Source organism: Pseudorhizobium sp. NPDC055634 (assembly GCF_053618655.1).
On the sequence record NZ_JBSHHW010000002.1, the window covers coordinates 39143 to 52021 of the forward strand.

Annotated in this window: 15 protein-coding genes; 8 read left to right on the forward strand and 7 right to left on the reverse strand. The window is 64.5% G+C overall.

Features of this window, described 5'->3' with window-relative positions:
- Nucleotides 1–88: 88 nt before the first annotated feature.
- The gene (locus ACWGPT_RS03210; RefSeq protein ID WP_452604145.1) at nt 89–712 is read left to right on the forward strand and encodes an EF-hand domain-containing protein; all 624 of its coding nucleotides are present in this window, start codon (nt 89–91) and stop codon (nt 710–712) included.
- Between the two features lie 63 nt (nt 713–775).
- Here the strand turns inward: ACWGPT_RS03210 and ACWGPT_RS03215 are convergent, their stop codons facing one another.
- Entirely contained in the window at nt 776–1636 is an 861-nt protein-coding gene (locus ACWGPT_RS03215) for an LOG family protein (protein ID WP_452604146.1), read from the reverse strand.
- Between the two features lie 137 nt (nt 1637–1773).
- On the opposite strand from ACWGPT_RS03215, the gene dapD reads away from it, so the two are divergent.
- The 3 genes from dapD to ACWGPT_RS03230 are packed head-to-tail and all read left to right on the forward strand — an operon-like array spanning nt 1774 to nt 4412.
- Nucleotides 1774–2628, forward strand: a complete 855-nt coding sequence (gene dapD, locus ACWGPT_RS03220) for a 2,3,4,5-tetrahydropyridine-2,6-dicarboxylate N-succinyltransferase (protein WP_452604147.1) — start codon at nt 1774–1776, stop codon at nt 2626–2628.
- Nucleotides 2629–2635: 7 nt separating this feature from the next.
- Nucleotides 2636–3832: a succinyl-diaminopimelate desuccinylase gene (gene dapE / locus ACWGPT_RS03225; protein WP_452604148.1), complete on the forward strand. Its 1197-nt coding sequence runs from the start codon at nt 2636–2638 to the stop codon at nt 3830–3832.
- Nucleotides 3816–4412, forward strand: a complete 597-nt coding sequence (locus ACWGPT_RS03230; protein ID WP_452604149.1) for a hypothetical protein — start codon at nt 3816–3818, stop codon at nt 4410–4412. Before dapE ends, ACWGPT_RS03230 begins: the two co-directional genes overlap by 17 nt.
- Nucleotides 4413–4414: 2 nt before the next feature.
- Here ACWGPT_RS03230 and truA read toward each other — a convergent pair whose 3' ends face one another.
- Genes truA through def form a run of 3 tightly spaced genes read right to left on the reverse strand, consistent with a single transcriptional unit; the run spans nt 4415 to nt 6681 of the window.
- Nucleotides 4415–5173: a tRNA pseudouridine(38-40) synthase TruA gene (gene truA, locus ACWGPT_RS03235; RefSeq protein ID WP_452604150.1), complete on the reverse strand. Its 759-nt coding sequence runs from the start codon at nt 5171–5173 to the stop codon at nt 4415–4417.
- Nucleotides 5173–6108: a methionyl-tRNA formyltransferase gene (gene fmt / locus ACWGPT_RS03240; protein WP_452604151.1), complete on the reverse strand. Its 936-nt coding sequence runs from the start codon at nt 6106–6108 to the stop codon at nt 5173–5175. The genes truA and fmt overlap by 1 nt, the downstream gene beginning before the upstream one ends.
- A 60-nt stretch (nt 6109–6168) precedes the next feature.
- Nucleotides 6169–6681 (reverse strand): peptide deformylase, encoded by a 513-nt coding sequence (def, locus tag ACWGPT_RS03245; protein ID WP_452604152.1) that lies wholly within the window; start codon nt 6679–6681, stop codon nt 6169–6171.
- A gap of 124 nt (nt 6682–6805) precedes the next feature.
- Between def and ACWGPT_RS03250 the strand changes: the two genes are divergently transcribed.
- Entirely contained in the window at nt 6806–8005 is a 1200-nt protein-coding gene (locus ACWGPT_RS03250) for a DNA recombination protein RmuC (protein ID WP_452604153.1), read from the forward strand.
- Nucleotides 8006–8057: 52 nt separating this feature from the next.
- Nucleotides 8058–8957, forward strand: a complete 900-nt coding sequence (locus tag ACWGPT_RS03255; RefSeq protein ID WP_452604154.1) for a ribokinase — start codon at nt 8058–8060, stop codon at nt 8955–8957.
- On the opposite strand, the gene ACWGPT_RS03260 is transcribed toward ACWGPT_RS03255, so the two are convergent.
- Complete coding sequence (locus tag ACWGPT_RS03260) at nt 8954–9895, reverse strand: nucleoside hydrolase (RefSeq protein WP_452604155.1); 942 nt, start codon at nt 9893–9895, stop codon at nt 8954–8956. The genes ACWGPT_RS03255 and ACWGPT_RS03260 overlap by 4 nt on opposite strands.
- 167 nt (nt 9896–10062) lie before the next feature.
- On the opposite strand from ACWGPT_RS03260, the gene ACWGPT_RS03265 reads away from it, so the two are divergent.
- Together ACWGPT_RS03265 and ACWGPT_RS03270 are read left to right on the forward strand one after the other, a co-directional pair.
- Nucleotides 10063–10491, forward strand: coding sequence for an Hsp20 family protein (locus ACWGPT_RS03265; protein ID WP_452604156.1), 429 nt, complete (start codon nt 10063–10065; stop codon nt 10489–10491).
- 45 nt (nt 10492–10536) lie between these two features.
- Nucleotides 10537–10794: a BQ00720 family protein gene (locus tag ACWGPT_RS03270; RefSeq protein WP_452604157.1), complete on the forward strand. Its 258-nt coding sequence runs from the start codon at nt 10537–10539 to the stop codon at nt 10792–10794.
- 6 nt (nt 10795–10800) lie between these two features.
- Here ACWGPT_RS03270 and trmB read toward each other — a convergent pair whose 3' ends face one another.
- A complete protein-coding gene (gene trmB, locus ACWGPT_RS03275) occupies nt 10801–11508 on the reverse strand; it encodes a tRNA (guanosine(46)-N7)-methyltransferase TrmB (protein ID WP_452604158.1) in 708 nt (235 codons plus the stop codon).
- Between the two features lie 85 nt (nt 11509–11593).
- Nucleotides 11594–12838, reverse strand: coding sequence for a methionine adenosyltransferase (metK, locus tag ACWGPT_RS03280; RefSeq protein ID WP_452604159.1), 1245 nt, complete (start codon nt 12836–12838; stop codon nt 11594–11596).
- Nucleotides 12839–12879 lie beyond the last annotated feature (41 nt).

Here is a 12879-nt window from a genome sequence, read left to right on the forward strand (position 1 = left end):
GTCATCCAGATTACGGATGTTTAAGTAGGCCTTCCGCCGGGCGGACCCTAGTTTGGGGTCATAGCGCAACCGAGGAAGGAGCCTCTTCATGAATACCCGCAAGATCGTACTGGCATCGCTCGCCGCCGCTCTCATTGCCGGCGTCGCCGCGCCGAGCTTCGCCGGCCCAGGGCGCGATGGTCCGGGGCGGCATGCCGGCAGGACAGGCGCAATGCAGGAACTGATGTTCGTGCGCCTGCTCAAGACTGCCGATGCCGACAAGGACGCGAAGATCACCAGGGAAGAGCTTGCACAGCGTCAGGACGCCCTCTTTGCCGAGATCGATGCCGACAAGGACGGCAACCTGATCCCCGGTGAACTGCGGACTTATCGCAAGGCCAAGATGGAGGAGTTCCGCAAGGCAAGGACAGAGCAGCGTGAAGAGCGCCGCCAGGAAACGGCCGAGAACGGGCAGGACGGCGACCGTAGTGACCGCGGCGAGCGCCGGGCGGACCGCGACGGTCGCGGTGACGGCGAGCGCCGGGGCATGCACCATGGCCGCAAGCTAGGCCATATGGGCGGCTTCCATCTCGTCCGCCAGGCCGACACGGATGAGAACGGCCAGTTCAGCAAGGCGGAAATCACCGCCGCCGCGGACAAGCTGTTCGCCCGCATGGACCGCAACGGCGACGGCGTGATCTCGATCGACGACATGCCGAACCGTCCCTTCTGACCGTCCGACTGAGACCCGGCTGTCGCGAAGCCCGCCCCTCCATCAGGGGCGGGTTTTCGTTTTCTAGTGCTCGTAATAGTCGCCGATGATCTTCCAGGCCTCGTCCGCCGTCTCGACGAAGCTGATCAGTTCGATGTCCTCCGGTGCGATCGTGCCGAAATCCGCGAGCGCCTGCCAGTTGACGATCCGGTGCCAGAATTCGCTGCCAAAGAGGATGAACGGTATCTTCGCCATTCGACCTGTCTGGATAAGCGTCAGGGCCTCGAACATCTCGTCCATCGTGCCGAAGCCGCCGGGGAAGATGACGATCGCCTTGGCGCGCATCATCAGGTGCATCTTGCGGATCGCGAAATAATGGAAGTTGAGGCTGAGTTCCGGCGTGACATAGGGATTAGGGGCCTGCTCGTGGGGCAGCACGATATTGAAGCCGACGGTCGGGGCGCCGGCTTCCGAGGCCCCGCGATTGCCCGCTTCCATGACGCCCGGGCCGCCGCCCGTCACCACCACATACTCCTGGTGATCGTATCGCTTTCCGTGCAGCGCGCAGAGATTGGCGAACTTGCGGGCTTCCTCGTAATAGACGGATGCCTCTTCCAGGTTCTTCCGCTGGGTCTCGTTCCTGGCGGCCCATGCCGCCTGGCCGGGAGCCGGGATGCGCGCGCCGCCGAACAGCACGACCGTCGACTTGATGCCCTGTTCGGTGAGGATCGTTTCCGCCTTCAGCAGTTCCAGTTGCAGGCGGACCGGCCGCAGGTCTTCCCGCATCATGAAGTCGTCGTCGACATAGGCGAGACGGTAGGAGGGCGACATGGACTGCGGCGTCTGCGGCACGCTGGCAGCACGCTCCCTGTCGGTCACACTATCCTTCAGCGGATCCCATATGCCGTCCTTGCGCCGCGGGCCATCCTTTTTCACCTTCGCCATGTCATGCCTTTCAAGTCCGGCGCGAGGCGCCAATTCACGTTGACGGTGAGATGGTGGTCGCTTAGATCAATTACCATCATCTGGCCAGCCGCCAGACCATCCCGACCATCCTAATGACTCCACGTTAAGGACTTCCCATGAGCAGCACGGATCTCGCCTCCCTGGAACACACGATCGAGACCGCCTTCGAACAAAGAGACGGGGTATCTGTTTCCACGAAAGGTGAAATCCGTGATGCCGTCGATGCCGCCCTCAACCTTCTGGATTCCGGCAAGGCCCGCGTTGCCGAACGCCAGTCCGACGGCTCATGGAAGGTCAACCAGTGGCTGAAGAAGGCCGTACTCCTGTCCTTCCGCCTCAATGACATGGAAGTGGTCAAGGGCGGACCGGGCCAATCCACGTGGTGGGACAAGGTGCCCTCCAAGTTCGAGGGCTGGGGCGAGAGCGAGTTCCGCGCCGCCGGTTTCCGCGCGGTTCCGAATGCCGTTGTGCGCCGCTCCGCCTTCGTCGCCCCGAACGTCGTGCTGATGCCCTCCTTTGTGAACCTCGGCGCCTATGTGGGCGAAGGCACGATGGTCGACACCTGGGCAACCGTCGGATCCTGCGCCCAGATCGGCAAGAACGTCCACCTTTCGGGCGGCGTCGGCATCGGCGGCGTGCTGGAGCCCATGCAGGCCGGCCCGACGATCATTGAGGACAACTGCTTCATCGGCGCCCGTTCGGAAGTGGTCGAAGGTTGCATCGTCCGTGAAGGCTCGGTGCTCGGCATGGGCGTCTTCATCGGCAAGTCCACGAAGATCGTCGACCGCGCCACGGGCGAGATCACCTATGGCGAAGTGCCCCCCTATTCCGTCGTGGTCGCAGGCACGATGCCGGGCAAGCCCTTGCCAAACGGCGAGCAGGGACCGAGTCTCTACTGCGCCGTCATCGTGAAGCGCGTCGACGAGAAGACCCGCTCCAAGACCGGCATCAACGAATTGCTGCGAGACTGAGATCGCCATGTCCGCCACCGATCCCGTAGAAAACCTGAAGGCGCTGATCCGCTGCCCCTCGGTGACGCCTGAAGAAGGCGGTGCCCTGACGGCGCTGGAGACCATGCTGTCGCCGCTCGGTTTCCGGGTCGAGCGGATGATCGCAAGCACGCCGGGCACGCCCGACGTCGAAAACCTGTACGCTCGAGTCGGGACCTACGGACCGCACCTGATGTTTGCCGGGCATACGGATGTCGTCCCGCCCGGCAACGAGTCCGACTGGTCGCATCCGCCTTTTGCGGCGGAGATCGCCGACGGGATGCTCTACGGTCGCGGCGCGGTGGACATGAAGGGCGGGATCGCCTGCTTCGTGGCCGCCGTGGCCCGACATATCGGGAAGTACGGCGCACCCAAGGGATCGATCTCCTTCCTGATTACGGGCGACGAGGAAGGTCCCTCCGTCAACGGCACCGACAAGCTTCTGCGGTGGGCGGCGGGCAAGGGCGAGAAATGGGACGCCTGCCTCGTCGGCGAGCCGACCAATCCCGACACCCTGGGCGACATGATCAAGATCGGCCGGCGGGGGTCTCTCTCGGGCCGCATCACGGTGCAGGGCGTGCAGGGCCATTCCGCCTATCCGCATCTTGCCGACAACCCGATCCGCGGCCTGCTGCAGCTCACGCATGCGCTGATGGACGAGCCGTTCGATCACGGAACGACGGATTTTCCGCCGTCCAATCTCGAGGTCACCACGATCGACACCGGCAATCCGGCGGTCAACGTCATCCCGGCCAAGGCGACGGCTTCCTTCAACATCCGCTTCAACGATACATGGACCGCCGAGAGCCTCCAGGCGGAGATCATCCGCAGGCTCGAAGCGGCGGCGACGGCAGGCGGACTTCGGCCGGGGCGCGACCCGGTGCGCTACGAGATCGCCTGGAGCGAGCGCCCGAGCCATGTCTTCCTGACGCGAAACGAGGCGCTGATCGAATCGCTTTCCGGGGCGGTGCAGGAAATCACCGGACGCAGACCGGCGCTTTCCACCACCGGCGGAACTTCCGACGCCCGCTTCATCAAGGATTATTGCCCGGTTGTGGAATTCGGCCTCGTCGGGCAGACCATGCACATGGTCGACGAGCGCGTGTCCGTCGCCGACCTGGAGACGCTCACCGAAATCTACGGCCGCTTCGTTGCCAACTGGTTCGAGCATGCCCGGAGCGCTTGAGGTCAGGTTCTACCTCGGTGGTCTCTGGCAGGTCGTTCGCGGCGACGCCGCCGGTCTGCGCCGTCTCGACATTTCCGACCGCGGCCTCGCCCGCTCCTTCTGGGCGATCGTCTGGTGCCTGCCGGCCATGGCCATATCATGGTTCTGGTGGCGCGCCCTCTACCTGCGCGGCCTGCCGAGCGACACGGAAGTCGGCGGGATGTTCTTCTTCCGGCTCGCCATGCTGGAACTGGTCAACTGGCTCGTGCCGCTGGTGCTGATCGGGCTGATGGCCTGGGCGCTCGGGCTTGGCCGGAAGTACTATGCGATGGTCGTGGCCGTGAACTGGCTTTCGGTCCCCTTCGCCTACGCCTATGCCGTGCTCAGCCTTCTGCTCTTGCTGGCGCCGGGGCTTACGGGCCTTCTGTCGCTCGTCTGGCTGGCCCTGTTGATCTCGCTGATATTCTCAATCGCCCGCGTCTTCCGGACGATCTGCGGTCCCAGCCCGCTGATGGTGTCCACGCTGACCATGGTACTGATCGTCCCGACCATGCTGCTCTCGGACACGCTGGAGCGGTTCCTCGGCATCTATCCCGGCTGATATCAGGCCTCGTCGCCGGGATAATCGACCTTCATGAAATAGAGCCCCTCGGGCGGCGCCACCGGCCCGCATTCCTTGCGGTCCCTCGCCTCGAGTGCGGCGCGCACATCCTCGGGCGACATCTTCCCCTCGCCGGCCAGCTTCAGCGTTCCCGCAAAGGAGCGTATCTGGTTGTGCAGGAAACTCTGCGCGGAGGCGCGGATCTCGATGAGTTCCCCATCCCGCGTCACGTCCAGCCGATCGAGGGTCCGCATCGGACTGGTCGCCTGACAGTGGGCGGAACGGAAGGTGGTGAAGTCATGGTGTCCGACCAGCATCTGGGCGGCCGCATGCATGGCTTCGTGATCCAGTTGCTTCGGCACCCACCAGGCCCGGTTTGCCTCGAGGGCCAGCGGTGCCGGGCGGTTGACGATGCGGTAGAGGTAGTGCCGCTTGACGGCCGAGAAGCGGGCGTCGAAGCTTTCGTCCGTCGCCCTGACCTCGACGACGGCAACCTTCTCGCCGGCCATTCCCAGATGCGCGTTCAGCGCGTTGCGGAGCGTGTGGGGTTTCCAGTCACGCGCCAGGTCCGCGTGGATGACCTGACCAATCGCATGGACACCGGAATCGGTCCGGCCCGCACCGCGGATCGATACGGTCTCGCCGGTCAGCGAGCGGATGCCGTTCTGGAGCGCGGCCTGGACGGAGTGCCCGTTCTCCTGCATCTGCCAGCCCACATAGGGGGTGCCGTCATATTCGACGGTCATGCGGAAACGCGGCATCAGCCGAGCCTCGTGCCGGCGGGAAGCGGCGTCCCCCGCAGGAAGTCCGCCGCAGCAAGCGGCTTTCCGCCCGCCTTCTGCAGCCGGGTAAGGCGGACCGCTCCGCCTGCGCATGCGATTGTGAGCTGGCCGTCCACAACCGTACCCGTTTCGCCATGGCCTTCTGCAAGCTCAGAGGAAAGCACCTTGACGCGTTCCGCCCGGCCGTTGATCTCGACCTCGAACCAGGCGCCCGGGAAGGGGGAAAGGCCGCGAATTTGGTTGTGGACCTCCGGCGCGGGGCGTGAGAACTCTATACGCGTCTCGTTCTTGTCGATCTTGGAGGCATAGAGGACGCCCTCTTCCGGCTGGGGCGTCAGCGGCAGGTCGCCTGCCTCCAGGCGTCCCATCGCCTCCACCATGGCGCGGGCGCCGACATGCATGAGCTGGTCATGGAGTTCGCCCGCCGTCATGTTCGCGTCGATCTCCACCTCGCGCGTGAGGGCAACCGGTCCGGTATCCAACCCCTTATCCATCTTCATGACCATCATGCCGGTCTTCAGGTCGCCAGCCATGATTGCCCGCTGGATCGGGGCGGCACCGCGCCAGCGCGGCAGGAGGGAGGCATGGCCGTTGTAGCAGCCAAGCCGCGTGCCGCTCAGGATCGCTTCCGGCAGCAGGAGACCATAGGCGACAACCACGGCAACGTCGGCCTCGAACTGCCGGAACCGATCGCGGTCGGCCTCATCCTTGAAGTTCACGGGCGTGAAGACCGGCAGGCCGAGCAGTTCCGCCGCCTGGTGGACCGGCGACTTCTGAAGGTCCAGGCCGCGGCGCCCGCCTGGACGCGGCGGCTGGCTGTAGACGGCGACGATATCGTGGCCGGCGTCCTTGAGCGCGCGGAGCGTCGGGACGGAGAAGTCCGGCGTTCCCATGAAGATGATGCGTAGCGCCATCCTGTCTGCGCTCCTTGCCCGCGGCTGCCGCCGCCTGTTCGTTGACCCCGTGGCCCGTTTTTACGCGCGGGAGCGGGCAGCCTTGGTGAACTTCTTGATCACCATTTCCCGCTTGAGGCGCGAGATGTGATCGATGAAGAGGACACCATTCAGGTGGTCGATCTCGTGCTGTAGGCAGGTCGCCAGAAGGCCGTCGGCCTCAAGCGTCTGCTGCTTTCCGTCGCGATCGATGTAATCCACGGTGACCGCGGCGGGCCGCTCCACCTCGGCATAATAATCGGGGATCGAGAGGCAGCCTTCCTCGTAGACCGAGCGCTCGTCCGAGGACGCGACGATCTGCGGATTGATGAAGACCAGCGGCGTCTTTTCCTCGTCTTCCTTGGAGACGTCGATCACCAACATGCGGCGCGGCACGCCGATCTGGATCGCCGCAAGACCGATGCCCGGGGCATCGTACATCGTCTCCAGCATGTCGTCGGCAAGGCGTTTGATTTCGGAATCGACCTGCTCCACCGGCGTTGAAACCTGACGCAGGAGCGGGTCGGGAAGAATGATGAGAGGCTTGATGGTCATGGCCTCCCATAGCGCATCTTTCCGGCGGATGGAACAGGATTGGCGGCCGGAGCCGGCGAAAGCCGCCACGGCGATGTTCACGATTTGATCTTTCCGTGGCCTGGATTTCTGCTAGGGTGCCGTCATGAACAGCCTCATCCCTATCCTCCAAGATCTCGCTGCCGATCCCGCGGGCGTCGCATGGCTCCTCGCCCTCCTCCTCGCGACCCTTTGTGCCGCGGCCTTCGGACTGCTCGTCGCCTCGCGCCGGAGGAGCGTCGAGCAGGTTCGGCAGGCCGCGCAATCGGAAGCCCGGCTGGCGGAACTGATGCGGGCGCAGGCGGAGATGCAGGGGCGGCTTGCGAACATGACCGAAACGCTTTCCCAGCGGCAGACCGAACTGAACCAGGCGGTGAACCAGCGCCTCGACGGCATGACGCATCGGCTGGGCAGCACAATTACCGAGCAGACGAAATCCACGCACGAGAACCTTCGCCTCCTCCAGGAGCGCCTTGCGGTCATCGATGCGGCGCAGAGCAACATCCAGACGCTTGCGAAGGACGTGGTCGGACTGCAGGCCATTCTCTCCAACAAGCAGACGCGCGGCGCATTCGGCCAGGGGCGGATGGAGGCGATCATTGCCGATGGCCTGCCCATGGGCGCCTACGAGTTCCAGGCCACCCTCTCCAACGGCAAGCGGCCCGACTGCCTCGTGCGGATGCCGAACGGCGCACCGCCGCTGGTGATCGACGCGAAGTTTCCGCTGGAAGCCTGGAACGTGTTCCGCGATACGGCGGCACCCGAGGCACGTAAGGCCGCGGCCACCCAGTTCCGCCGCGATCTCGAGGTCCACGTCCGGGATATCTCCGAGAAATACCTGATCGCCGGCGAGACGCAGGACATGGCCTTTCTCTTCGTGCCGTCGGAATCGATCTTCGCCGAAATCCACGAGCATTTCGACGGGGTGGTGCAGAAGGCGCAGCGCCTCAAGGTGGTGATCGTCTCGCCTTCGCTGCTGATGCTGTCGATCCAGGTCATCCAGGCGGTGCTCAAAGACCAGAGGATGCGCGAGCAGGCCCACCTGATCCAGGGCGAAGTGGCGCTCCTGATGGAAGACCTGTCACGGCTCGATGACAGGACCCGCAAGCTGCAGGGGCATTTCCTGGCGGCGCAGCGGGATGTCGACCAGATCCTCACATCTTCCGAGAAACTTACCCGCCGCGGCGCAAAGATCGGCGCGCTCGAACTGGAGCAGGCAGGTCCGGCGTCGGTAGACCGAGACGAGCCGCGCGCTGTGGAAAGCCGCACCGGCCTCCTGAAACTGCGGGTGGTTGACGAGGAGTAAGCGGCTCGGGCAGTGTCGCGACCGCATTTCGGACGACGCAGAGAGAGCGCCCATGATCACCGTCTTCGGCTCCATCAACATGGATCTTATCGCAACCACCGAGCGACTTCCGGTGCCCGGCGAGACCGTGCCGGGCACGGGCTTTACCACCGCCGCCGGCGGCAAGGGCGCGAACCAGGCACTGGCGGCGCGGCGCGCCGGGAGCCACGTGCGCATGACGGGAGCCGTCGGCAAGGACGAGTTCGCCGCGCCGTCCCTCTCGCTTCTGGATCAGGCGGGCGTCGACCTCTCCGCCGTCAACCGGGTGGACGGACCGACGGGAACGGCCCTCATTCTGGTCGGCGGAACCGGGGAGAACATGATCGCCGTCGTGCCGGGGGCCAACGGCACCGTTAACGAGGGCCAGGCCCATGAGGCGGTCGATGCGATGTCAGCGGGAGACGTCCTGATGCTCCAGCTCGAGGTGCCTCCGGAGGCGGTCGAGGCCGCGCTTCGGGCCGCCCGGCGAAAAGGCGTCACTTCCATTCTCAACACGGCCCCCCTCACCGCAGAGGCTGCAAGGCTCGCGGCGCTGGCCGACATCGTCGTCACCAACGAAACGGAGTTCGAACTCCTGACGGGCAAGGCGGACCTGCAGCCGGCGGAACGCGAAGAGGCGCTGAAGAGGATGCACGCCGAAACCGGGCAGACCTTCATCGTCACGCTCGGCGCCGAAGGCGTAGTCGCCGTGCGCGACGGCGTTCTGCATCGCGCACAAGGGCTGGACATCCGGCCGGTCGACACGGTGGGGGCCGGTGATACCTTCTGCGGCTATCTCGCCGCCGGCATGGACGGCGGCCTGCCCTTCGCGGACGCGCTGCGCCGCGCGGCCGTGGCCGGCTCGCTTGCCTGCCTCAAGCCCGGCGCACAGCCTTCGATACCGACCGCGTCGGAAGTCGCCGAACGCCTCTAGAGGCGGCCGACGCGTTCCGTCAGCAGGTCGAAGAAGCCGTCCGCGTCCACGTTCCGCAGGACCGTGGCGTTGGGCTGGCGACCGGAGACCCGCCACCAGTCGACCACCGTCATGCCGACCGTCAGTTCCGACCGGGTCTCGATCTCGACATTGCAGTGGCGACCGGAGAAGAGCTCCGGCTTCAGCAGGTAGGCGATGACCGTCGGATCGTGCAGCGGACCGCCATCGGAACCATATTTCTCCTCGTCGAAGCGCTCGAAGAAGGCGAGCCAGTCGACCAGGACCTGCGCCGGGCGGGTTCCGAGAGCGGCAAGCTTCGCGACGCGGTCCTTGCGGGTCAGCAACTGGTGGGTGACATCGAGCGGGATCATCACGATCGGCATTCCCGAGGCGAAGACGGCTGCGGCCGCTTCCGGATCGACATAGATGTTGAATTCCGCAGCCGGCGTGATGTTGCCGCCCTCGAAGAAGCCGCCACCCATCATCACCAGTTCCCGGACGCGACCCGCGATTGCCGGCTCCTTTTGCAGCGCGAGCGCAATGTTCGTCAGCGGCCCGAGCGTGCACAGGGTAATGCTGCCGGCGGGTTCCCGCATGACCGTCTCGACGATGAAGTCGACCGCATGCTGCGGCATGACCGCCATCGTCGGCTCCGGCAATTCCGCGCCATCCAGGCCGGTGCGACCGTGCACGTGTTCCGCCGTCACCTGCTTGCGCAGGATCGGGTGTTCCGCACCCTCGTAGACCGGCATGTCGGCATGTCCGCACAGTTCGCAGACGATCCTGACATTGCGGCTCGTCAGCGAAAGCGGAACATTCCCGGCGACCGCGCAGAGCCCCAGAACATCGAGCTCCTCCGGACTGGCGAATGCGAGCATGAGCGCCGCCGCGTCGTCCTGTCCGGGATCGGTGTCGATGATGATTTTCCGCTGTGCCATGCTGGATTCCCGATTTTGTGGATGGCCGCCTAGCTACACCGCCCCAGTTTCCGAAGCAATGACCAGCCGCCTCGCCATGCTTGCGTTCCCGCGGCATCCTTCCCATATTCCGGCGAAGCCGGCGCCATGACGGGCCGGAATTGTGGTCGCTTCGAAGGACCTGAAACATGAGCCGAACCACCCCGTTCGCGAGCCCTCTTCTCCTGGGTTTCGATGTGATGGAAAAGACCCTGGAGCGCGTGGTCAGGGCAGGCGATGGCTATCCGCCCTATAATATCGAGCGGATACTTCCCGGCTCGTCCGACGCTGCGGAGAGTCTGCGGATCACGATCGCCGTCGCCGGATTTTCCCAGAACGAACTCGACGTCACCGTCGAGGAAAACCAGTTGATCATTCGAGGTCGCCAGGCGGAGCAGCCCGAGCGGGACTATCTTTACCGCGGCATTGCTGCACGACAGTTCCAGCGGACTTTCGTGCTGGCGGACGGAATGCAGGTTGCCGGCGCGGCCCTCAGGAGCGGCCTGCTTTCCGTCGATCTCGTCCGTCCGGAACCGGCGCGGATGGTGCGAAAAATTAACATTTCCGTCCCAGAGTAGAGCAACGACATCATCGTCGTGATGCCCTCGATGTTGGAGGCTGAGATGCTCCTGAAAGAAACGAACGCGCGGCTGACGGAAACCGAACTTGCCCATCTGGGCGCCGGCGAAGTCGGCTACATCCGCAAGATCCGATACGAAGATGTCTCGCGTTGTTTCCCCGAAGCACCGTCCATGGAGCCCGGCCTCGATCTTTGGGCACTGTTCGGAGCCGACGGCACCCCGATCCTGCTGACCGACAACCGCTCCAGCACCTTCTTCAAGGCAGCTGAAGACGACCTGAAGACCGTCAGCCTTCACTAACTCTGCTCAACGATCTTTCTTTTGGAACGTCAGGTAGGCTGACGAGCGCCCTTCCCTGCGCGCCTTGGCTTCGTATCGCGTGCCGGGCCAGCCGGCGAAGGGCGTCAACCAGTCGGACGCTTCCTCCGCAAGCCATTCGAAGCCGCCATGTCGGCTGCAGTGAATCAGTGTCCAGTTGACATAGGTATCGATGTCGGAGGCGAAGAGAAACAGCCCGCCCGGCTTCAAAACTCGGTGGAACCGGTCAAGGTTCACCTGCGAGACGAAGCGACGTTTCCAGTGCTTCCGCTTCGGCCACGGGTCGGGGTAGAGGAGATCGATCCGGTCGACCGAGCCAGACGGAAGCCAGTCCAGGACCTGAGTGGCGTCGTCATCGTAGAGCCGGATGTTCCGCAGGCCGAGATCGGTCACCCGCCCCACCAGCTTGGCCATTGAATTGACGAAGGGCTCAACGCCGATGAAGCCCGTGACCGGGCTCTCCTGAGCCCTATGGATCAGATGCTCGCCGCCCCCGAAACCGATCTCGAGGCGAACCTCATCGACGGACACCGGGAAGAGGTCCACAAGTCGGCCCGGAGCGGACGCCGCCAGATCGAGCTTCAGGGCGGGCAGTACCGTAGCGAGACTTTCCGCCTGCCGGTCCCGTAGCGGCTTTCCCTTGCGCCGGCCAAAGAAGGCTTCGGTAGCGCGGCTGGGGTGCTGTTGATCGGTCATCGGCAGGGTCTTTCGGAAATGGAAAAAGCGGGCGGCTCGAAGGCCACCCGCTTTACAGTTTTCACGACGGGTCCGTAAAGCCCGGTCAGGCGGCCTTAAGCGCTTCCTTGAGCGGCTTGACGAGATCCACCTTCTCCCAGGCGAAGGAACCGTCACGCCCCGGCTTGCGGCCGAAATGGCCATACGCGGCTGTCTTCGCGTAGATCGGCTTGTTCAGGTCGAGATGGCGCCGAATACCGGATGGCGACAGGTCGACCACCTTTCGGATGGCGGCCTCGACCTGATCTTCCGTCACGCCCTTGCCTGTGCCGTGGAGATCCACATAGATCGAGAGAGGCTGTGCAATCCCGATCGCGTAGGCGATCTGGATCGTGCAGCGGTCCGCCAGGCCGGTCGCGACCACGTTCTTGGCGAGATAGCGCGCGGCATAGGCGGCCGACCGGTCGACCTTGGTCGTGTCCTTGCCCGAGAACGCACCGCCCCCATGCGGGGCAGCGCCGCCGTAGGTGTCCACGATGATCTTGCGGCCGGTGAGGCCCGCGTCTCCGTCAGGCCCGCCGATCACGAACTTGCCGGTCGGGTTGATGTACCACTTGCAGTCTTCCGAGATCTTCAGGTCGCCCAGCGCCTCGCGGATATAGGGCTCCACGACGGCGCGGACCTTCTTCGAATCCCAGTTCTCATCCAGATGCTGGGTGGAGAGGACGATCGAGTCGACACAGGCGGCCTTGCCGTTCTCGTAGCGCACCGTCACCTGGCTCTTGGCGTCGGGGCCGAGCTTGCCGGCATCGCCCTCGCCCTTCTTGCGGGCGGCGGCGAGCAGCTGGAGGATGCGGTGGGAGTAGTAGATCGGTGCAGGCATGAGGTCCGGGGTTTCGCGGCAGGCATAGCCGAACATGATCCCCTGGTCGCCGGCACCCTCGTCACCCTGCTTGTCGGCGGCACTGTCCACGCCCTGGGCGATGTCGGCCGACTGCGAGTGCAGCAGGACGTCCACCTTCACCGTGCGCCAGTTGAAGCCGGCCTGCTCGTAGCCGATATCGCGAATTGCCTTGCGGGCCGCGGACCGGAACTTCGACGGGTTGATGACGTCGCGACCGTCCTTGTCCTTCTTCATCAGGCTCGGCGGAAGCCGCACTTCGCCGGCGATGATGACGCGGTTGGTGGTCGCCAGGGTTTCGCATGCGACGCGAACCGTCCAGGGGTCGACGCCGGTCTTTGCAGCCTCACGGTAAATGAGATCGACGATCTCATCCGATATCCGGTCGCATACCTTGTCCGGGTGACCTTCCGAAACCGATTCACTGGTAAAGAGATAGCTCTCACGCATGCGGGATTCCCCTCAAGAAACAAACAGCCAACCTATTAGTA